General features: G+C 64.8%; 17 protein-coding genes. 7 read left to right on the forward strand and 10 right to left on the reverse strand.

Features of this window, described 5'->3' with window-relative positions:
- Positions 1–7: 7 nt before the first annotated feature.
- Genes AB6724_RS02785 through hemC form a run of 4 tightly spaced genes read right to left on the reverse strand, consistent with a single transcriptional unit; the run spans position 8 to position 4,226 of the window.
- The gene (locus tag AB6724_RS02785) at positions 8–1,318 is read right to left on the reverse strand and encodes a heme biosynthesis protein HemY (RefSeq protein WP_369336969.1); all 1,311 of its coding nucleotides are present in this window, start codon (positions 1,316–1,318) and stop codon (positions 8–10) included.
- Between the two features lie 18 nt (positions 1,319–1,336).
- Positions 1,337–2,452 (reverse strand): uroporphyrinogen-III C-methyltransferase, encoded by a 1,116-nt coding sequence (locus AB6724_RS02790; RefSeq protein WP_369336970.1) that lies wholly within the window; start codon positions 2,450–2,452, stop codon positions 1,337–1,339.
- Complete coding sequence (locus AB6724_RS02795) at positions 2,449–3,267, reverse strand: uroporphyrinogen-III synthase (RefSeq protein ID WP_369336971.1); 819 nt, start codon at positions 3,265–3,267, stop codon at positions 2,449–2,451. Before AB6724_RS02795 ends, AB6724_RS02790 begins: the two co-directional genes overlap by 4 nt.
- Before the next feature lie 14 nt (positions 3,268–3,281).
- Complete coding sequence (hemC, locus tag AB6724_RS02800; protein ID WP_369336972.1) at positions 3,282–4,226, reverse strand: hydroxymethylbilane synthase; 945 nt, start codon at positions 4,224–4,226, stop codon at positions 3,282–3,284.
- A 78-nt stretch (positions 4,227–4,304) separates the two neighbouring features.
- Between hemC and ppc the strand changes: the two genes are divergently transcribed.
- The gene (gene ppc, locus AB6724_RS02805; protein ID WP_369336973.1) at positions 4,305–7,142 is read left to right on the forward strand and encodes a phosphoenolpyruvate carboxylase; all 2,838 of its coding nucleotides are present in this window, start codon (positions 4,305–4,307) and stop codon (positions 7,140–7,142) included.
- Positions 7,143–7,377: 235 nt separating this feature from the next.
- Here the strand turns inward: ppc and flhC are convergent, their stop codons facing one another.
- Both flhC and flhD read right to left on the reverse strand, forming a co-directional pair.
- Positions 7,378–7,929, reverse strand: coding sequence for a flagellar transcriptional regulator FlhC (flhC, locus tag AB6724_RS02810; protein WP_369336974.1), 552 nt, complete (start codon positions 7,927–7,929; stop codon positions 7,378–7,380).
- Between the two features lie 37 nt (positions 7,930–7,966).
- Positions 7,967–8,293, reverse strand: a complete 327-nt coding sequence (gene flhD, locus AB6724_RS02815; protein ID WP_369336975.1) for a flagellar transcriptional regulator FlhD — start codon at positions 8,291–8,293, stop codon at positions 7,967–7,969.
- Between the two features lie 376 nt (positions 8,294–8,669).
- Here flhD and AB6724_RS02820 point away from each other — a divergent pair, with 376 nt between their 5' ends.
- Positions 8,670–9,809 (forward strand): GGDEF domain-containing protein, encoded by a 1,140-nt coding sequence (locus AB6724_RS02820; protein ID WP_369336976.1) that lies wholly within the window; start codon positions 8,670–8,672, stop codon positions 9,807–9,809.
- 54 nt (positions 9,810–9,863) lie between these two features.
- Here AB6724_RS02820 and AB6724_RS02825 read toward each other — a convergent pair whose 3' ends face one another.
- The 3 genes from AB6724_RS02825 to AB6724_RS02835 form a co-directional block, all read right to left on the reverse strand.
- Positions 9,864–10,787, reverse strand: coding sequence for a sulfurtransferase (locus AB6724_RS02825; RefSeq protein ID WP_369336977.1), 924 nt, complete (start codon positions 10,785–10,787; stop codon positions 9,864–9,866).
- 185 nt (positions 10,788–10,972) lie between these two features.
- Positions 10,973–11,887, reverse strand: a complete 915-nt coding sequence (locus tag AB6724_RS02830) for a DMT family transporter (RefSeq protein ID WP_369336978.1) — start codon at positions 11,885–11,887, stop codon at positions 10,973–10,975.
- An 86-nt stretch (positions 11,888–11,973) separates the two neighbouring features.
- Positions 11,974–13,113 carry an aromatic ring-hydroxylating oxygenase subunit alpha gene (locus AB6724_RS02835; protein ID WP_369336979.1) on the reverse strand — a complete coding sequence of 380 codons (1,140 nt, stop codon included), beginning with the start codon at positions 13,111–13,113 and terminating at the stop codon, positions 11,974–11,976.
- 407 nt (positions 13,114–13,520) lie between these two features.
- Between AB6724_RS02835 and xseB the strand changes: the two genes are divergently transcribed.
- The 5 genes from xseB to AB6724_RS02860 all read left to right on the forward strand — a co-directional run bounded on the left by xseB (position 13,521) and on the right by AB6724_RS02860 (position 19,220).
- On the forward strand, positions 13,521–13,760 hold the full coding sequence (gene xseB, locus AB6724_RS02840) for an exodeoxyribonuclease VII small subunit (RefSeq protein ID WP_369336980.1): 240 nt from the start codon (positions 13,521–13,523) through the stop codon (positions 13,758–13,760).
- 36 nt (positions 13,761–13,796) lie between these two features.
- On the forward strand, positions 13,797–14,738 hold the full coding sequence (locus AB6724_RS02845; protein WP_369336981.1) for a polyprenyl synthetase family protein: 942 nt from the start codon (positions 13,797–13,799) through the stop codon (positions 14,736–14,738).
- Positions 14,739–14,802: 64 nt separating this feature from the next.
- Complete coding sequence (gene dxs / locus AB6724_RS02850; protein WP_369336982.1) at positions 14,803–16,680, forward strand: 1-deoxy-D-xylulose-5-phosphate synthase; 1,878 nt, start codon at positions 14,803–14,805, stop codon at positions 16,678–16,680.
- A gap of 186 nt (positions 16,681–16,866) precedes the next feature.
- On the forward strand, positions 16,867–17,949 hold the full coding sequence (gene dctP, locus AB6724_RS02855; protein ID WP_369336983.1) for a TRAP transporter substrate-binding protein DctP: 1,083 nt from the start codon (positions 16,867–16,869) through the stop codon (positions 17,947–17,949).
- 188 nt (positions 17,950–18,137) lie between these two features.
- Positions 18,138–19,220 carry a TRAP transporter substrate-binding protein gene (locus AB6724_RS02860; protein WP_369336984.1) on the forward strand — a complete coding sequence of 361 codons (1,083 nt, stop codon included), beginning with the start codon at positions 18,138–18,140 and terminating at the stop codon, positions 19,218–19,220.
- A gap of 1,009 nt (positions 19,221–20,229) precedes the next feature.
- Here AB6724_RS02860 and AB6724_RS02865 read toward each other — a convergent pair.
- Positions 20,230–21,453, reverse strand: coding sequence for a GGDEF domain-containing protein (locus AB6724_RS02865; protein ID WP_369337026.1), 1,224 nt, complete (start codon positions 21,451–21,453; stop codon positions 20,230–20,232).
- Between the last annotated feature and the right edge of the window lie 19 nt (positions 21,454–21,472).

A 21,472-nucleotide genomic window follows, 5' to 3' on the forward strand; every position in this document is an offset into this window, starting at 1 on the left:
CCGGCGCCTATTCGTCCTGCGCGGGATTGTCGGGCAGCACCACCATGGCCTGGGCCGCCAGCTTCCAGGCGATGGCCGAGGCCTCCATGTCGCCGCGGTGCTCGGCCATCAGGGCCAGGCGCTGCCAGGCGCGGGTGCGCAGCAAGGGTTCCTCCAGCTGCGGGGCCGCGCGGGTCAGCAGCTGCTGGGCCTTGCCCCAGAGCTGGCGCTGCACGCAGGCCATGCCCGCCAGGTACTGCAGGCGCGGCTCGCGCGGGTTGGCATTGGCCGCGGCTTCCATGCGGGCCAGCCAGGCGCCGTCGAGCTTGCCCAGGCAGGACTGCAGCACCTGCACCAGCTTGGGCAGATGGGCTTCGGTGCGCGGGCTGGGCCGGGCCAGCAAATGCTCCCATACGGGCAGCAGCCAGGCGCGGGCCTGAGGCGCTTCGCCGCCCAGCTCCACCAGGCGTTCGGTGGCGGGAATCGCAATCTCGGGCATGGCGCGCTCGTCCTCGTCCAGCGACAGCCAGAACTGCTGCAGCGAGGAGGTATCGCGCGCGTCGCGAATGCTGGCCAGCAGCAGGCCGCGCACCACGCTGGCCGAGGCCGCGGGCGAGAACGCGCGGTGCTTGGCCAGCAGGCGGGCCGTGTCCAGAGCGATGCGCGTATCGCCGGCCAGGCGCGCGGCCTTGAGCTTGATGCGCAGCGCTATGGTGCGCCGCCCCGCGCCCTGGGGCAGCTCGCCGAGGCGGCGCATGGAGTCGGTGGCGTCGCGGTCATCGAGAGCCCAGCGCGCGGAGCGCATCTGCGCGCCCTCGCGGATTTCCGTGTCCTGGGTGTTGCCCGGAGACGGCAGCACCTCCATGGCCTGCTGCCAGTGCTTGTCGCGCAGAGCGCCGTCCTGCAGCGCGTGCGAGGCATCGGCGGCCAGCAGATTGGCCGTGGCGTTGAGGCGCTCGCCATAGGGAATCGCGGCCTTGGCGTCGCGCAGCGATTGCTCGGTGGACAGCGCGGCCAGCGCCGCCTTGCGCGCGCGCAGAAAACGGCCGGCCTGCAGATGCGACAGCGCCTCCAGCAGGCTCTGGTTCATGCCGCGCTCTTTCTGCTGCATGCGCCAGCGGCGCGCCTGGTGCGGCATCTGCAGCAGCGTGGCCAGCGCGCGCAGGGCCGCATAGAGCAGCACAAAGGCCAGCAGGATCAGGACAATGGCCAGATTCAGCGACATGTCCACGCGGTACGGCGACCAGAACCAGGTCACGGTGCTCTGGTTGTTGCCGGCAAACAAGGCCGCGGCCACGGCCACGGCAAACAGACCCATCAACCACAAGGCGGCACGCATCTCTGTGTTCTCCCTGTGTTAGCGGCCGGCGGCCGCAGTGGCCAGCGCGGTCAGAGTGTCGTCCAGCTGCAGGCGTTCGTTGGAATGCAGATTGGCTTGGATCTGCTGCAGCTGCGCCTGCGCGATCTGGGTGCGGCGCGCGCGGGTGTCAAAGTATTTGTTGAGCATGGCCCCGGCCGAACTCAGGTCCACACGTGCCGATTCCCACTGGCGCGAGAGCAGGGCCAGGCGCGCATTGAGCAGCTTGAGCTTGAGGTTCTCGCGCAGGAAATAGCCTTGCTCCGGAGCCAGCAGGGCGGCCTCGGGGTGGTCGACGCGGCGCACGCGCACCAGGTCGGCGGCACCGTCCTTGACCGACTGCCAGACGCGTTCGCTCTGCGCCTGCCACCAGGCCCACTGGGTCGGAGAAAGGCCGGTGTCGGGCGCCGCCGGCGTGGCCGCGCCGCCGTGCTCCTGCAGCGCATTGCGCCCGCGCAGGCGGCCCACGTCGTTGATCAGCGGCAGTTCGTCCACCTGGCGTGTCAGGTCTTCGATGCGCGCCAGCACGCCGCTGGTGTCGGTCACGCTCATGCGCGAGAGCTTGTCCAGATCCAGGTCTATGGCTCGCACCACGGGCGCCAGGCGCGGCTGGGCCGTGCTTTCCACGCGCTTCTTGGCAGATTTGAGGGTGGCGACCAGAGGCTGCAGGCTGCCCGAAAGCTCGGCCTCTTGCTGGGCCAGGCGCACCGAGGATTCGATATCGGCCACGAGGTTTTCATCGCGCGAGCGCGACATGCTCTGCATCAGCTCCTCGAGCTGGTTGCGCTGCAGGCTGAGCTCGCCGACGCGTGCCTCCATGACCGAGACCCTGGCCGCGCTGTCGCGGGCCAGATCCTGCGCATCCTTGGCCAGGGTGCGGGCCTCGACGGACTGAGCGCCGGACTGGGCCGACTGGCGCGCCAGCTGCTCCTGCATATTGCCCACGCGCTGCCACAGCATGCCGCAGGCCACCAGGGCGGCTGCGGCCACGGCTCCCAGGGTCAGCACCAGCGCCATGGGCGCGGCGCGGCCCGAGTTGGGCGGGGTTGCGTGGCCCTGGCCGGGCGGGGTATCCGTATGCTGTTGATCGGTGGTGGGGATGGCGTCAGGGCTCATAGAGCCGATTCTATAGACGCGAGCACCTCATCCTGCAGAGGGCGGCTTTGCAAAACCGTGCCAAAACCCGCGGCCAGCGCTTTGCCGGCAATGCGTTCATGGGTGGTGAGCGCTCGCCCATGCCGCCAATCCTGCGTGGGCAAGATCTGTTGCAGGTTGGCAACAGCCTCGGAGCTGCTGAACAGCCACAGGCTGCCGTCGCTGGCGGCCTGCCGCGCGAGCTCCAGCTGTTGCGGCGTCCATTGGGGCAGCTGGCGCTCGTAGACGGCCAGCAGCTCGACCTCGGCTCCGGCCTCGCGCAGGCGCGCCGCCAGCCAGTCGCGGCCGGCGCCCTGGGTCGAAATCGTCGGTGCGACCGAAGCGGGCGCGGGGCTGGCGCCGCGCACAATCAGCACGCGGTCGCCGGGGTGTATCTGTGCATGCACGTTCTGCCATAGCGACTCGGACTCAAACTGCGCAGCGTCCGGCGCCGGTCCGTCGATCTGGGCCTGCGGCACGCCTGCCGCGAGCAGGGTGCGCTCGGTGCCCGGGCCCGGCGTCCAGGCCCTGGTGCCGGCAGCCAGCAGTGCGCAAGCATCAAACGCGGCGGCAAAGAAATGCTGTACCGCATTGCCGCTCACAAACATCACGGCCCGGTAGTGTGCGGGGGTCTGCGCGTTGCGGCGCGCCGCGGCCAGGGCCCGCTGCGAGGCTGCGTCCGTACACGGGCCTATCGCCAGCAGGGGCAGGGCCTGGGCCGCAATGCCCCGGGCCTGCAGCGCCTGCACCCAGGGCTGGGCGTCGTGCAGCGGGCGGGTGACCAGTACGCGGCGCATGTGGCAGGGGGCGCTCAGTCCGGCTTGGTGCTGGCGGGCACGGCTCCCGCGGCCTGCAGCTTCGCGGCAAGGCTCTCGCCCAGAGCATTGGCGGCCGCGAAATCCTTGACCACGGCGCTGGCCTGCACGCGCACCATGGCCTGGCTGCCTTCCATATCGCCCCAGGCGGCATCCATGTGCAAGGTATCGCCCTCGAAACGGCCGAAAGCGGCCAGCGGCATGGAGCAGCTGCCGCCCATGCAGCGGCTCACGGCGCGCTCGGCGGTCACGGTCAGCCAGGTGCTCTGGTCGGCCAGCGGCGCCAGGGCGTCGATGATGTCCTGGCGATCGGCGCGCACCTCAATGCCTAAAGCACCCTGGCCGGCGGCTGGCAGCATCTGCGCGGGGTCGAACTTGGTGCGGATGCGGTCGCTCAGCCCCAGCCGCATCAGGCCGGCGGCGGCGAGCACGATAGCGTCGTACAGGCCCTCGTCGAGCTTGCGCAGCCGGGTGTTGACGTTGCCGCGCAGGGCTTCGATCTTGAGGTCGGGGCGCAGGGCCTGCAGCAGAGCCTGGCGGCGCAGGCTGGAGGTGCCGACCACGGCGCCCTGGGGCAGCTCGTCCAGCGATGCATATTTGTTGGAGACAAAGGCATCGCGCGGGTCTTCGCGCGTCATCACGCAGGCCAGAACAAAGCCTTTGGGCAGCTCCATGGGCACGTCCTTGAGCGAATGCACGGCCATGTCGGCGCGGCCTTCCTCGAGCGCCACTTCCAGCTCCTTGACGAACAGGCCCTTGCCGCCCACCTTGGACAGCGCGCGGTCCAGGATCTGGTCGCCCTTGGTGGTCATGCCCAGCAGCTCGACGCTATGGCCGCGGCCGCGCAGTATCGCCTGTACATGCTCGGCCTGCCACAGCGCCAGCTGGCTTTCCCGTGTGGCAATGACGATGGATGCGGGTGTGGACGATTCGGAATTCATAACGGACGCTGTATAGGACAGGGAACAGGGGATGCTAGCATGCGTGTCGACCTATATAGTGCCCAAGGAGAATAGTTCATGCCTTCCGCCCGCCCCAAGAGCGCCGAGTCCGCAGACAGACCTGTGCGCAAGACGGACAAGGATTTGCCGCTGATCGAAGACATCCGCCTGCTGGGGCGAATTCTGGGGGATGTGATTCGCGAGCAGGAGGGCGAGCAGGCGTTTGCGCTGGTCGAGCAGGTGCGCCAGCTGTCGGTGGCGTTTCGCCGCGATGCCGATGAGGCCGCCGACAAGGCGCTCAAGAAGCTGCTCAAGGGCCTGTCCAGCGATCAGACCGTGAGCGTGATCCGCGCCTTCACCTATTTCTCGCACCTGGCCAATCTGGCCGAGGACCGCCACCATATCCGCCGCCGCGCCGTGCACGAGCGCGCGGGCAACACCCAGGAAGGCAGCATCGAGGTAGCCCTGGCGCGCCTGCGCTGGGCCGGCATTTCCTCGGGCAGCGTGGTCAAGACCCTGACCCGAAGCTTTATCTCGCCCGTGCTCACGGCCCACCCCACCGAGGTGCAGCGCCAGAGCATTCTGACGGCCGAGCGCCGCATCGCCCAGCTGCTGGCCGAGCGCGACGACATACTCATGCGCGCCCAGCTCTACAACAGCGCCAAGGATGCGCTCACGCCGCGCGAGCTCGCGCGCGTCGATGCGCAGCTGCGCGCCTGCGTGGCCCAGCTGTGGCAGACGCGGCTGCTGCGCCACTCCAAGCTCACGGTGGCCGACGAAATCGAGAACGCGCTGTCCTATTACGAGGCGACGTTTCTGCAGGAGATTCCCAAGATCTATGCGCAGCTGGAGCAGGAGCTCGGCGAGAAGCTGCCCGAGCAGAGTTTTTTGCGCATGGGTCAGTGGATTGGCGGCGACCGCGACGGCAACCCCTTTGTGACGGCCGAAAGCCTGGAGCAGGCGCTGTCGCGCCAGGCCGATGTGGCGCTGCGCCACTATCTGCGCGAGGTCCACTATCTGGGCGGCGAGCTGTCGCTGTCCGATCGCCTGGTCGATGTCACGCCCGAGATGCAGGCGCTGGCCGAAGCCTCGCCCGACCACAATGTGCACCGCAGCGACGAGCCCTACCGGCGTGCGCTCACCGGTATCTACGCGCGCCTGGCGGCCACGCTGAAGCTGCTGACCGGCGGCGAGGCCGCACGCCATGCGGTGGCGCCGCAGAACGCCTATGCCTCGGCCGCCGAGCTGCTGGCCGATCTGAGGATCATCGATGACTCGCTGTCGCGCTTTCACGGCGATGCGCTGGCGCCGCAGCGCCTGCGCCCGCTGATGCGCGCGGTGCAGGTCTTCGGCTTCCATCTGGCCACCGTCGATCTGCGCCAGAGCTCCGACAAGCACGAGGAGGTGGTGCGCGAGCTGCTGGCCACGGCCAAGGTGGAGGCCGACTACAGCGCTCTCGAGGAAGATGCCAAATGCGCGCTGCTGGTGCGCCTGCTCGAGGACGCTCGCCCCCTACGCGTGATGGGCGCCGATTATTCAGAGCACGCGCGCAGCGAACTGGCGATCTTCGAGGCCGCCAAGCGCCTGCGCGAGCGCCAGGGGGGCGAGGCGATTCGCCACTGCATCATCAGCCACACCGAGACCGTCAGCGATCTGTTGGAAGTGCTGCTGCTGCAAAAGGAAGTGGGGCTGATGCACGGCACGCTGCAGGACGGTGCGCTGTGCGATCTGATCGTGGTGCCGCTGTTCGAGACCATCGAGGACCTGCGCAATGCCGAGCCCATCATGCGCCGCTATTACCAGCTGCCCGGCATCGCCGAGATGGCCAAGCGCAGCGGCGGCGAGCAGGACATCATGCTCGGCTACAGCGACAGCAACAAGGACGGCGGCATCTTCACCAGCAACTGGGAGCTGTACCGCGCCGAGATTGCGCTGGTGGACCTGTTCGACGATCTGGCCGACCATTTCGGCATCCAGCTGCGCATGTTCCACGGCCGCGGCGGCACCGTGGGCCGCGGCGGCGGTCCCAGCTACCAGGCCATTCTGGCCCAGCCGCCGGGCACGGTGCGCGGCCAGATCCGCCTGACCGAGCAGGGCGAGGTCATCGCCTCCAAATATGCCAACCCCGAGATCGGGCGCCGCAATCTCGAAACCCTGGTCGCCGCCACGCTGGAGGCAACCCTGCTGCAGCCGACCAAGCCCGCGACCAAGGCTTTTCTGGAGGCCGCGGCCTTTCTGTCCGAGGCCAGCATGGGGGCCTACCGTGCGCTGGTGTACGAGACACCGGGTTTCACCAATTACTTCTTCAGCAGCACGCCCATCCGCGAGATTGCCGAGCTCAACATCGGCTCGCGCCCCGCGTCGCGCAAGGCCACGCAGGCGATCGAGGACCTGCGCGCCATTCCCTGGGGCTTCAGCTGGGGCCAGTGTCGCCTGACCCTGCCCGGCTGGTATGGTTTTGGCTCGGCCATCCAGGCCTTCATCCATCGTCCCGGCAAGGATGCCAAGGCCCAGCTGGCCCTGCTGCAGAAGATGTACCGCCAGTGGCCGTTCTTCCGCGCGCTGCTGTCGAATATGGACATGGTGCTGGCCAAGAGCGATCTGAACCTGGCCTCGCGCTACAGCGAGCTGGTCACGGATACGCGTCTGCGCCGCCGCATCTTCGGCGCCATCGAGGCCGAATGGCAGAGCACGGCGCAGGCGCTGACGCAGATCACCGGCGATAAGGAACGCCTGGCGCACAACACGGCCCTGGCCCGCTCCATCCGCCACCGCTTTCCCTATATCGATCCGTTGCACCATCTGCAGGTGGAGCTGGTGCGCCGCTGGCGCGCGGGCCAGACCGACGACCGCGTGAAAAGCGGTATCCATCTGTCCATCAACGGCATCGCGGCCGGCGTGCGCAACACGGGTTGAGGCAGAGGGTGAAAGCTCTCGAATCGGGAGCTGCTTACGTCAATACATAAAGGGTTTGAGGCACTTAAGTGCTTCAAACCCTTTGTCGTATGGTGTTCCCAGCTATGAAAATGATGACTGGAGTGAAAAATTGGCGCACTCCGAGTGAGAGACATCGAGCAAGGGCCGCCCCGCAGCGAGGATGTCGTCCCCCTCGGGGGGAAGCCGCAAAGCGGCTCAGGGGGGATTCAATCCCTCAATGCAACATGAGGGATCCCGCGGCCTTGCTTTTGCCGGCACGCGCGGGAGGGTTGCACAGGCCGCACTGGTAGTGGCGCGCGTTCTCGTATGGCTCGGTCACGAACTGGCCCTTGCAGATCGAGCACTGGGTGCGGGTCAGCATCTGTGCGTCGACAAATTTCACCAGGCGCCAGGCGCGCGTGAAGGACAGCAGCACTTCCAGCTCGGCGGTCTGGATCTGCTCCATATAGAGGCGGTAGGCCTTGGTCAGCTGCTCGGCGGAATCCAGCTCCACGCCCTTGGACAGGTACTCGTAGATATTGAGGAACAGGGAGCTGTGGATGTTTTCCTGCCAGGTCAGAAACCAGTCCGTGGAAAACGGCAACTGGCCTTTGGACGGAGACTTGCCCGAAATTTCCTTGTACAGCCGGATCAGGCGTTCATAGGACAGCGTGGTCTCGGACTCCAGCACCTGCATGCGGGCGCCCATCTCGATGAGCATGGCGGCGCGCTCGATTTGCTTGGATTCGTTCAGAACGCTTTTGACGGCTGGCTTGGCTGCGGGCATGGGTGTCTCCTTGAAACCGGGTTGTTGCTGCAAGTGCTTAGAGCACTTCGGAGACACGGCTGGCCATCAGGATGTTGGCGTGCAAGGTGTTGGTGGCGGCGTTGGCTATCTTGTTGCTGCTGTGGTTGGTCAGCAGGCTCCAGACCATTTCGTCGTCGACGCGGAAGCTGGCCAGCAGCGTGTTGCGCGAGGCCAGCTTGAGCACCTGTGCCGAGGACAGGGTAGCCAGCAGATCGCAGGCCTCCTCGTTCAGACCCAGACGGAACACGGCTTCGGCCTTGTCCTGACGGATCAGGGTCTGGGCCAGCATCAGATAAGTGAGGTTGGCCTCGCGAATCTCGGCGAGCATTTGTTCGTTGTTCATGGGTCCTGTCCTTTCAATCTCTGCAGATCGGAACGGCTTGCGAGAACAAGAAGTTAAAAATGTTTCGATCTGTTGAAATGGATTGTGTTCCAGGGCTTGATCGAACTGAAGTCGGGGTGTGTCGGTGCCGTGCGTCTGTTTGTGGGAGGGGGTGTGTAAGATTTACCTTACATCCATGTCTTCCTGCTGGATGACGTGGCAGCGGTATGCGAGGCGCTTGACCTGGCCCGCGGGGAATGGCTGCGTGATAGCTATTGTGGGCCCGTACGCTCCGGCCTATGTCGTGAATTGAGGGACTTTTGCTATGTATCTGAGAGCATTTGCAGGGGTTGGATCGGATGGCTGATGTGCTAGCCAAGAGCGCGGGGAAGCCCGCATGAGCCTGGACGCGATCGTGGCCCGCCCGCGCCTGCAGCGCTGGCTGGACCTTGTGCTCACGACCGAGCCGCGCCAGCGGGCGTCGCTGGTGACCACGGGCTGGGCCTGCCTGCTGATGGTGTGCTGCGTCTTTTCGCTGGAGCTCGGCGCAGTCGCGGGTCTGGCCGACCCGCAGCTGGTGCGCTGGTGGTCGCTGGGCAGCGGTGCCTGCGTGCTGATCAGTTTTGCGCTGATCCGCAGCGGCGCCAGCATGGGCTGGCGCGACCCGGCTTTCACCCATGTGCAGATCGCTTATGCGATCACCAGCAATGCCGTGGCCTATGCGATTGCCGACCAGGCGCGCGGCATCACGCCGCCGGTGCTGGCGGTGATCATGATGTTCGGGGTCTTCGGCCTGCGGCCGGCCCAGATCAAGGTGCTGATGGTCTATGGCCTGATCGCCTATGGCGTGGCCGCGGCCCTGGTGCAGTGCTGGGAGCCGCTGGGCGCCATGCCCGTGGAGCTGGCGGCGATGTATCTGCTGATCGTGGCGGTGGTGTTGTTCACCAGCACGGCCCTGACCTTGCGCGCCCATGCCATGCGCGAGCATCTGCAAGGCCGGAAGCGGGATCTGTCCCAGGCGGTGGAGCAGGTCCGCGAGCTGGCCACGCGCGACGAGCTGACCGGCCTGCCCAATCGCCGCCATATGCAGGAAATGATGCGTGTCGAGGGTCTGCGCGCCGCACGCAGCGGCCAGCCTCTGCTCATGGCGCAGCTGGATCTGGATGCCTTCAAGGTCATCAACGACACCCACGGCCATGCGGCCGGGGATCTGGTGCTGCAGAGCTTTGCGCGTCTCGTCTCGGGCTGCGTGCGCAGCGCCGACATCCTGGCGCGCTGGGGCGGGGAGGAATTCGTGCTGCTGATGTGCAATACCTCGGCGCAGGACGGCAGCTATCTGCTCGAGCGCGTGCGCTCGGTGGTTGCCGCCACGCCGGTGCAGCTGCCGACCGGAGCGACGATAGAGCTCACGGTTTCGGTGGGCGCGGCCCAGTTCCTGGAAGGCGAAGAGCTAGCATCGCTGCTGGAGCGTGCCGATGAAGCGCTCTACGCGGCCAAGCGGCTGGGGCGCAACCGCGTTGTCTGGGCAACGCGATAGAGCTCACCCCCTGGGCTGTTTGCGGCCAGGGGGAGGCGATGGATCAAGGCCTGCTCAGCCGCGCTCCACGGGGCGGTCGGGCTTGCTGCACCATTCGCTCCAGCTGCCCGCGAACAGCGCGGTGGGGGCAAAGCCCGCGATGCGCATGGCCAGCAGATTGGGCAGGGCACTGACGCCGCTGCCGCATTGATGCACCACGCTGCCGGGATCGCGCCCGGCCAGCAGCTCCTCGAACTCGGCCTTGAGCAGGGCCGCGGGCTTGAAGCGTCCGTCGGCGCCCAGATTGCTGCCGAACGGGCGGTTGAGGGCGCCGGGAATATGGCCGGCAACCGGGTCCAGAGGCTCGACCTCGCCGCGGTAGCGGGCCGGGGCACGGGCGTCTATCAGCGTCTGGCCGCTCTGGCCGAGTTCGGCCTCCACCTGGGCTGCCGTTTTCAGGCTCTCCAGCGGCCGGCCCAGCTCGAAATTGGACTGGAAACGCGCGGGTTCTTCGCCATGGCCCAGCGGCTGCTGTGCGGCCTGCCAGGCCTGGAGTCCGCCGTCGAGCACGGCCACGGCGTCATGCCCGGCCCAGCGCAACATCCACCACAGCCGTCCGCAGTAATTGGCCCCGTTGCGGTCGTAGACCACGGCCTGCATGTCATTGGTAAAGCCGATGGCCGACAGCCAGACCGAGAAGCGCTCGCGCGTGGGCAGGGGGTGGCGGCCGCCCGAGGCCGCCTGGCCGCTGGTGGCCACTTCGCCGTGGGCACCGGGAGCGCCGTGCGGGGCGCTGAGGTTTTTGTCCAGATCGGCAAAGACGGCGTCGGGGATATGGGCCTGCAGATACTGCTCATGGCCGGCGGGCGGGCGGCTCAGGTCGAAGCTGCAGTCGAACACCATCAAAGGCCTGCCGCCGGCCTTGAGCCGGGTCAGCTGTTCGACGGAGATCAGGGTGTTGTAGTGCTCGGGCGTGGATGAAGAGGGTGTGGTGGTCATGGATGTGCGCTCCGAAAATCAGCGTGCATGCAATCCATTATGCGGGCGACTGAGATCGTAAACCCGCTCTGGGAGCCATGGGATGCAATGGGCGCGGCGCAGGGCCAGGGACGCCGAGCAAGAGCCGCCTCGCAGCGAAGGCGTCGTCCCCCTCTGGGGGAAGGCGCCGCAGGCGACTCAGGGGGTCAAGTTCTAGCCCGCAATGCGGTGGCGGCAGCGCCGCTGACGACGATGAGGGCGATGCCCGCCCAGCCGATCAGGGGGATGCTCTCGCCGAACAGCGCCAGGCTGAATAGGGCCGCGAACACGATGCCCGAGTACTGGAGATTGGCCACGACCAGGGTGTTGCGCTTGCTGCCGGCCGAGGCATAGGCCTTGGTCATGCAGACCTGGGCCACGGCGGCCAGCACGCCCACGGGCAGCAGCCACAGGGAACTCCAGCCCGGGAACGCCGAAACGCCGGTGAACAGCATGGCGATGCCGCCCGCGACGGCCGAGCCCAGGGAGAAGTAGAACACCACGCGCGACTCGGGCTCGCCCAGGTGGGACAGGGTGGTCACCTGCATATAGGCCATGGCCGCAAACATGCCGCCGAACAGGCCGCCCATGGCCGCTATCCATTCGCTGGCCGGGGCGCTGCTGGGGCGCAGCACCAGCAGCACGCCGACGAAACCCAGGAATACCGTGCTCACCAGGGCCCAGGGAAAGGGCGGGATGGCGCGGCGTATCTCGGGCTGGGCCGCATAGGATTTGCGCAGCGTATGGCGCATCCACAGGCCCTGGGCGATCAGGAACACGGCCATCCAGATGCTGCTCATGGAGTTGAGCGTGGTGGCCGTGGCCAGCGGCAGATGGCCGATGGCATAGAACCAGGCGCCCATGGAGATGACGCCGACAAAGCTGCGCCACCCATGTTCCCGGGGGTACTTGGTGGCCAGGGTCACGCCGCTGCGTCTGGCCAGCCAGGCCAGCAGGGCCATGCTGACCAGGCCCCGGTAGAAGATGATCTCTGCCGCATTGAAGTCCTGGGAGGCAAACTTCACACACACACTCATGACCGCAAAAATCAGCGCGGCCAATACCATCCACAAAGCTTGCATACCTTCAATCGATTCAGCATAAAAAATAGCTGCTGCGCTTGTCCTGTTTGCGCCAGCAGCTATCAGTCTTGAGGTTTTTCCTCTGGTTAACGTTGGGGGACGGCGTCGCCCAGTACGCTGCGGTACCACTCGTGGAAGTGCTGCATGCCGTCTTCCATGGGGCTCTGGTAGGGGCCGACCTCGTTGTCGCCGCGCTCGAACAGGGCTTTGCGGCCCGCGTCCATGCGTTCGGCGATCTCATCGTCTTCGATGCAGGTCTCCATATAGGCGGCCTTTTGCGCCTGCACGAACTCGGGCTCGAAGGCCGCGATTTCCTCGGGGTAGTAGAACTCCACCACGTTCAGCGTCTTGTCCACGGCCAGCGGGTGCAGGGTCGAGACGGTGAGCACATGCGGATACCACTCCACCATGATGTGGGGGTAGTAGGTCAGCCAGATCGCGCCGCGCTCGGGCAGCTTGCCCTCGCGGTAGTTCAGCAGCACCTCGTGCCACTTCTTGTAGATGTCGGAGCCGGGACGGCCGAAGCTGGGCGCCACGCCCACGGTCTGCACCGAGTATTCCTTGGCGAATTCCCACTGCAGATCGTCGCAGGTCACGAAATTGCCCAGGCCCGGGTGGAAGGGGCCGACGTGGTAGTCCTCGAGGTAGACCTCGATGAAGGTCTTCCAGTTGTAGTTGCACTCGTGCATCTCGACATGGTCGAGCACAAAGCCGTCGAAGCTCAGCTGCTCGCGCAGCTGCATGCCGGCCAGGTCCGCTGCTATGTCGCGGCCGTTGTCCTCGAAGAGCAGGCCGTTCCACTCGCGCAGCTGGTAGTTGTTGAGGTTCAGGCAGGGATCGTGGCTGAAATGGGGTGCGCCCAGCAGCTCGCCGCTGGTGCTGTAGGTCCAGCGGTGCAGAGGGCAGACGATGTTGCCGCCCGCATGACCCTTGCCTTCGGTCAGCAGATTGCCGCGGCCCTTGAGCATCACGGCCTGGCGATGGCGGCAGACGTTGGAGATCAGCTCGATCTGGCCCTTGGCATTGCGCACCAGCGCGCGGCCTTCTTTTTCCTGGGGCAGGGCGTAGTAGTCGCCTATCTCGGGAACGGCCAGCTGGTGGCCCACATAGCGCGGACCTGCTTTGAAAATGGTCTCCAACTCGCGCTGGAACAGCGCTGGGTCGAAGTAGCTTGAAACTGGTAGTTGGCTTGCGGCCTGCTGCAGTTGAAGACTTAAATCAGACATGGGTGACCTGACCTAAAGACTCCCCACAGGGAGGGTGCGCGTGCGCACGCGGTAAAAAACGAAACCGGCCTTGACTGGACATGGGTGGCAGGCAATGGGCGGTGGCTGTATGGCTTGCCGACCCGGTTGCCCGACCAGAATGACCAGGCACGGGGCCGGCTTGACGGGAATGGGATTATAGCCTGTGGGGTTATTTCCGTTTTTCTGGTACGTGTATTGACGCTGTCGCTCGCCGGCTGTCGGCGGGTCGATCGCAAGGCCCGCGGGCAAGGCGCTGTGCCGGCTGGGTGGAGCTGGACAGTCATGCGGAAGACAGTCGATCGGGCCAGGCTTTGCGGACATTGAGCGCCGATGATGCGGGGGAGCCTAAAATCGTCGTTTCCGTCCAACACTGCTCATCACCATCCATGCCCAAGGCCGCTGCCGCCAAGAAATCCGAACAGCCCACCAGTTATGAAGCTGCATTGCAGGAACTGGAGCAGTTGATTGCGCAGATCGAGTCCGGCCAGCTGCCGCTGGAGCAGATGCTCAGCGGCTATCAGCGTGCGGCCGAGCTGCTCGGCTATTGCCGCGGCCAGCTCGACGCGGTGCAGGAGCAGGTCAAGGTGCTGGATGACGGCAAGCTGTCCGCCTGGGTGCAGGACTGACCCGTGCCCGCAGCCCCAGCCCCGGATGAGCAGCCCATGAATGAATCAATGATTGCCGAACAGCAGCCTCAATCGAACCCGGGCGTGCAAGCCCTGGATTTCTCCGCCTGGATGCAGCAGCGGCTGGCCCGCACCGAGGACGCGTTGTCGCGCTGGGTCGGCGTCAATGCGCCGGCCGGTCTGGGCGAAGCCATGCGCTATGCCGTGCTCGACGGCGGCAAGCGGCTGCGCCCGCTGCTGGTCTGGGCGGCTTCCGAAGCCGTGGGCGGGCAGGAGGCGGCCACGCTGCGCGCCGGCTGCGCGGTGGAACTGATCCACGCCTATTCGCTGGTGCACGACGACATGCCCTGCATGGACAACGATGTGCTGCGCCGCGGCAAGCCCACGGTCCATGTGCAGTTCGGCGAGGCCTCGGCCCTGCTGGCCGGCGATGCGCTGCAGGCCCTGGCCTTCGAGCTGCTGTTGCCAGAGAACGAGGGCGTTCCCTGCTCCATGCAGGCCAGGCTGTGCCGGCTGCTGGGCGCGGCGGCCGGCAGCCAGGGCATGGCCGGCGGCCAGGCCATAGATCTGGCCAGCGTGGGCAAGCAGCTCAGCGAGAGCCAGCTGCGTGAAATGCATAGACTGAAAACCGGCGCCCTGCTGCAGGGCAGCGTGCTCATGGGCGCGGCCTGCAACGCGCAGACCGATGCCCGGGCCCTGCAGGCGCTGACCGAATACGGCCAGGCGCTGGGCGTGGCCTTCCAGGTGGTGGACGATATTCTGGATGTGGTGGCCGACTCCGCGACGCTGGGCAAGACGGCCGGCAAGGATGCGGCCAACGACAAGCCCACCTATGTCTCGCTGCTGGGTCTGGAGCGCGCGCGCGGCCATGCCGAGGAGCTGCGCCAGCAGGCCCATGCGGCGCTGGCGGGCAGCGGGCTGCCGGACACCCAGGCCTTGGCAGCGCTGGCCGACATGGTGGTGCAGCGCACGCACTGAGAAGGTCAGAAACGCCCAGCAACCCAATATCGGCCAGCGCGAGCAGCTATTAAAAATATAGATCATGTCCACGAACACTTATTCTCTGCTGCAGACCATCGATGACCCCGAGGCCATGCGCCGCCTGTCGCGTGCCCAGCTCAAGACCCTGGCGGCCGAGCTGCGCGCCTATGTGATCGACAGCGTCTCCAAGACCGGCGGTCACCTGAGCTCCAACCTGGGCACGGTGGAGCTGACCGTGGCGCTGCATTCCGTGTTCAACACGCCTTATGACCGCATCGTCTGGGACGTGGGCCACCAGACCTATCCGCACAAGATCCTCACGGGCCGGCGCGAGCGCATGGCCACGCTGCGCCAGCTCGGCGGCCTGTCGGGCTTCCCGCAGCGTGCCGAAAGCGAGTACGACACCTTCGGCACCGCGCACTCGTCCACCAGCATCTCGGCGGCCCTGGGCATGGCCCTGGCGGCCAAGCAAAAAGGCGAGGACCGCCGCGCGATCGCCGTGATCGGCGACGGCGCGATGACGGCCGGCATGGCTTTCGAGGCGCTGAACAACGGCGGCGTGCATGACGCCAATCTGCTGGTCATCCTCAACGACAACGATATGAGCATCAGCCCGCCCGTGGGCGCGCTCAATCGCTATCTGGCCCAGCTCATGAGCGGCCACTTCTACGCCAAGGCGCGCGACATGGGCAAGAGTGTGCTCAGGCAGGTGCCGCCGCTGCTGGAACTGGCCAAGCGCCTGGAGCAGCAGGCCAAGGGCATGGTGGTGCCGGCCACCATGTTCGAGCAGTTCGGCTTCAACTACATAGGCCCCATAGACGGCCACGACCTGGACTCGCTGATCCCGACGCTGGAGAACATCAAAAGCCTCAAGGGCCCGCAGTTCCTGCATGTGGTCACCAAGAAGGGTCAGGGCTACAAGCTGGCCGAGGCCGACCCCGTGGCCTATCACGGCCCCGGCAAGTTCGATCCCGCCGTGGGTCTGGTCAAGGCCGCCACGCCGCCCAAGCAGACCTTCACCCAGGTGTTTGGGCATTGGCTCTGCGATATGGCGGCCAAGGACCAGCGCCTGGTCGGCATCACGCCCGCCATGCGCGAAGGCTCGGGCATGGTGGAATTCCACAAGCGCTTCCCGGGCCGCTATTACGACGTGGGCATTGCCGAGCAGCACGCGGTGACCTTTGCGGGCGGCATGGCCTGCGAGGGCGTCAAGCCCGTGGTGGCCATCTACTCGACCTTTCTGCAGCGTGCCTACGATCAGCTGATCCATGACGTGGCGCTGCAGAACCTGCCCGTGGTGTTCGCTCTGGACCGCGCGGGCCTGGTCGGCGCCGACGGCGCCACGCATGCGGGCGCTTACGACATCGCCTTCGTGCGCTGCATCCCGAACATGAGCATGGCCTGCCCGGCCGACGAGCGTGAAACCCGCCAGCTGCTGACCACGGCCTACGAGCAGGAGCATCCGGTCTGCGTGCGCTATCCGCGTGGCGCGGGCGTCGGCGTGGCGCCGTTGGAGAGCCTCGAAGGACTGCCTTTCGGTAAGGGCGAGCTGCGCCGCGAATCCGCGAGCAAGAAGGTCGCGATTCTGGCCTTCGGCACGCTGCTGTACCCGGCACTGCAAGCCGCCGAGGCCTTGGACGCGAGCGTGGCCAATATGCGCTGGGCCAAGCCTCTCGACGAAGCCTTGCTGCTCAAGCTGGCGGCCGAGCATGAGCTGATCGTTACCCTGGAAGAGGGCTGCATCATGGGCGGCGCCGGCAGCGCTGTGATGGAGGCCCTGGCCGCCCACGGCGTGGTCAAGCCCGTGCTGCAGCTGGGCCTGCCCGACGAGTTCATCGAGCATGGCGACCCGGCCCGGCTGCTGGCGCTGCAGGGGCTGGATGCCGCGGGCATCGAAGCCTCGATCCGCGTGCGCCTGAGCGCCGCGGTGCAGGCCTGAGCCGCTTGCGACACCCATGCCAGGCCCTTCCCGTGAAGGGCTTTTTTCTTGCGCAAGCGCCCAGAAGACTGACGGCTGGCCGGAATTCCGACACAGAAGCGGCAGGCGTTTCTAGAATGCCCGGGGCATGCTGCGGACAGCGCGCACTGCCGAGGCATGTACAAAATTACTAGCGGAGAAATATTCATGGACCGACGTTCACTCGTCAGACATGTGGGCCTGGCCGGGGTGCTGGCCGCGGGTGTGGCACCTGCCATCCGCGCGCAGGAGGTCACGCGCTGGCGCCTGGTGACGAGTTTTCCCAAATTGCTGGACGCGATTTCCGGCGGCGCAGAGAAATTCGCCCAGTCTCTCAAGACCATGTCGGGCGGCCAGATCGAGGTCAGCATTCATTCGGCCGGCGAGCTGATGCCCGCTTTCGGCGTCATGGAGGGAGTGCAGAACGGGACCGTGGAAATGGCGCTGACTGCGCCTTATTACTTCACGGACAAGGACTACTGCTTCGCCCTGGGCTGCGCCGTGCCGTTCGGCCTGACGGCGCGCCAGATGGATGCCTGGATGGAGTATGGCGGCGGGCGCAAGCTCATGGACGATTTCTACGCCCAGTACAACATCAAGAGCCTGAGCGCCGGCAACACGGGCACGCAGATGGGGGGCTGGTACCGCAAGGAAATCAGGACCGTGGCCGACCTCAAGGGGCTGCGCATGCGCGCTGGCGGTGGTCTGCTGGGCGATGCGCTGCAAAAGCTCGGGGTGCAGGCCGTGAATCTGCCGGTCGGCGATGCCTACCAGGCGCTGGAGAAGGGTCGGCTCGACGCCGTGGAGTTCGTCGGCCCCTACGACGACCAGAAACTGGGCTTCGGCAAGATCGCTCCCTATTACTACTACCCGGGCTGGTGGGAGGGCGGTGCCGAGCTTGCCTACTTCATCAATGCCAAGGCCTATGCGGCGCTGTCGCCCGAGCTCAGGGCCATGGTCGAGGCCGCCGCCGCCCTGGCGGCCAAGGACCTGACGGCCAAGTATCTGGCGTTCAACCCCGCTGCCTTGAAGAAGCTGCTCAGCGAGCGGGTGCAGCTCAGGGCTTTTCCGCGCGAGCTCATGGATGCGGGCTTCAAGGCCGTGATGAGCACCATGGCTGAGCACGAGGCCAGGTCGGCCATGTTCAAGAAGATCCACCGCAGCCTGCGCGGCTTCCAGCACGATCAGCTGCTATGGGACCGCTTCTCGGAATTCCGCTACGTCAGCTATATGAGTGCGGTGCGCCTGTAGCGACAAGCGTTGCCGGCCGAGGGGCTTGACGCAAATCACTAGGTAGAACTTCTTAAATGAATGGCCGTTTTTTCGGCCATGGCCACCCCGGGGCTCGGGTACATTTTGATACTACGTTCACCGCTTGTGTCAGACCGGCATAGATCGGCTGCTTGCGGCTGCCCACATCATTCATCAAGGAGACCGAAGTGGATCGTCGTTCCATTCTCAAAAATGCTGGCATTGCTGGCGTACTGGCTGCCGGTGTAGCCCCTGCAGTGCACGCCCAGGCCGCCGTGCGCTGGCGCCTGGCTTCCAGCTTCCCAAAGTCCCTGGACACCATTTTCGGCAGTGCCGAAAAGCTGTCGCAAGTGGTCAAGGCCATGTCTGGCGGCAAGTTTGAGATCTCGGTCCACCCCGCGGGCGAGCTGATGCCGGCTTTCGGCGTCGTGGACGCGCTGCAGGCCGACACCATCGACATGGCGCAGACCGCCGCCTACTACTTCACTGGCAAGGACCCCATCTTCGCCTTCAGCTGCGCCGTGCCCTTTGGCCTGACCACGCTGCAGATGAACGGCTGGAAGGACCATGGCAACGGCCGCAAGCTGCTGGATGAGTTCTTCTCCAAGTACAACTTCCGCACCGCCAGCGCCGGCAACACCACCACCCAGATGGGCGGCTGGTACCGCAAGGAAATCAAGACCGTGGAAGACCTCAAGGGTCTGAAGATGCGTCTGGGCGGCGGCGTGTTCGGCGAGGCCATGGCCAAGCTGGGCGTGGTGGCGCAGAACATGCCTGCCGGCGATGTCTACCAGGCTCTGGAAAAGGGCACGCTGGATGCCGTGGAATTCGTCGGCCCGTACGACGACGAAAAGCTGGGCTTCAACAAGGTCGCGCCTTACTACTACTACCCCGGCTGGTGGGAAGGCTCGGCCGATCTGGAATTCTTCATCAACCTGAAGAAGTACAACGCCCTGTCGCCCGAGAACAAGGCGATTCTGGATGCAGCCACCCGTGTGGCGGCCATGGACATGACCAGCAAGTACCAGGTGCTGAACCCCCAGGCGATCAAGCGCCTGGTGGCCAACAAGACCCAGCTCAAGATGTTCCCCAAGGCGCTGATGGATGCGGGCTTCAAGGCTTCCATGGAAGTGTTTGCCGAGCACGAAGCCAAGTCGCCAGAATTCAAGAAGATCCACCAGGATATGCGCGCCTTCCAGCGCGACCAGATCCTGTGGAACCGCTTCTCCGAGTTCCCGTTCAACCAGTACATGGCTACCGCCAAGATCTGATGGATATGGAGCAGGGCATGGCCCTGTTCGAAAAAAAAACCGCAGCTTGCTGCGGTTTTTTTGTTTTTGAGCTCGCAGAAATTTAAGCAGCGGACGACGTGGCTGGGGCTACTCTGGGGTAGTTTCGCATCCCTCTCAGATCTGTTTACTGCTCCCATAGGGGGGATGTGCTGACTGCCCATAGGTGCTCTAGTTGAATGTTAGTCAACGACAGCACGCGACCCTGAGCAGACCGTGAGCTAGCCCCTGAATTAAGCCTCGCCGTGAGATGGTGTCAAATTGAATGAATCGTCAGGCGTGGCCAATTTGGAGGCGCGCCTGAGAAATTAGAGAATCTAGACGCGGCAACAGATACAAAGTCCACTCTGCCAAATCCTCTTCCGAGAAGTATCGCAACCAAGTGTCGTGGTTTGGTTGCCACCAGATTTTGCAGGGCTTGAATGCTCGTTCAAACGAGTCTCGGTGCATCTGCCCTTCATGGCCTGGAAGTACCATGAATTCATAGATGTAGTGGCCACTAGGAGGCGGTGGAATTCGAGAAACAATACGCGCTTCTAGGGCCAATCCCTCTACGCGACTGGAATCGTCAAGGTGCCAAAGAATTCTGTCTCCTGACACAAGCTCAGCCGAAGGGCTTCTCGCCAAGTTTAGGCTCAGTGAGCTGCCTGACCAACTGTCCCCTCACTGACTGGGTTGAACCCAAAAGACGAGGTCGTCTCGGGTGAACGCACAACTGTAGCCAGCGCGTTTGAACCAGCCCTGTTGCATAAACCAGGGACTGAGGAGCTTCCTCATGTGGCGGTGCACATCCTTTGCCTTTACGTACGAGCGCATCGCTTCTCCCTTGTAAAACGAGTCGACAACCCAATCGCATTAGTCACTTGGATCAATATGAATCGGGGTATGGCAGTGTTAGGGTATGAGTGTGACTGTTTCTGGCCGAAATATGGCTGCCGCTGGGCGACTGGCGCGGGCCACTGATGCCTGTTGAAAGATCGGCGGGCCTAGGCTAGATCATCGGGCTGATCTGGCGCGTAGATGAGCTCATGCTCTGAACGGGGTGATGGCTGTCGGCAGGTTGGAACAATTCGACCCGATTGCGTCCTGAGGCTTTGCCGCGGTAAAGAGCGGTGTCGGCCTGTTGCATGGCGTCTTCCAGCGCAGATTTGTTCGCGAAGCTCTGTGAAACCCCAATCGTGACTGTGCAATGCAGCGATTGATCGGAGTCGCTGATCCGGAGAGCTTGCTTTTCTACGGCCAGACGCAAGCGTTCCGCCAAATGCAGAACTCCCTGCGTGTCAGTGTCCAGGCAGATGACAACGAACTCTTCCCCGCCAAGACGGCTGACCAGATCGCCGCGGCGAGCGGTGGCCCGGAGAACCTCGGCCACGTGGCATAGAACCGCATCTCCGATCTGATGCCCGTAGGTGTCGTTGATGCGTTTGAAATGGTCAACGTCCAGCATCAGCAGGTACGCAGCCTCTGTCTTGCGCGCGTTGAAACACAGTTGCAGGGTCTCTTTGAGTCCTCGGCGGTTGAGTAGCTGCGTCATGGGGGCGCGCGCAGCAATGCCGCGAAGCTCATCGGTCAAGCGGCGCAATATCAGCCAGACAATCGATGGCGGCAACACCGTGGCCAGGAACGACATATAGATGTAGAACACCAGTTGAAAATTGCGGTCCATCTGCAGCGCATCCAGGCCCCCCTCCAGCAGCTTCATGAACTTCAGTGCGTTGAGTACGCAGATGCCGCTGATCAGAACTGCAAAGAACACCATTTCGCCATGCAGGTCCTTGGCAAAGGTGCGCACGCCATAGATCACGGTGATGGCCATGATCAAGAACAGCAGTGCCGACATGCCTGAAAGCATGGCGTAGCGGGCGACCGGGCCCAGGCTCCACTGCACCAATACCTGGGCGACGCTGTAGGCCACGGCAAGTGCCAGCAGCGGGCGCAACAGAGGAACGGGTTGCCCAAAGAAGCGCATGGCCCCGAGCCAGTAAGCCACCGGTGAGGCCAGTGTCAGGGTATGGTTGACCACGCTCATCAGGCTCCAGGCGGGACCTCCCTCCAGCAGTTGCAGCACATAGGCCAGACCCAGCAGGAGGTTGCCCATGGCAAAAAAATCCATCCCCATTTTTTTGCCTTGCAGGCGCTTGCTGATGAGCAAAAACATGACCGAAAAGCACAGCAGATGTGCGCACAGCATGCCGACGAGAACGGTAGCAACCATGTTGAGATTCAAAGGGGAT

It is taken from the genome of Comamonas guangdongensis, from assembly GCF_041079535.1.
GTDB classification, from domain to species: domain Bacteria; phylum Pseudomonadota; class Gammaproteobacteria; order Burkholderiales; family Burkholderiaceae_C; genus Comamonas; species Comamonas guangdongensis.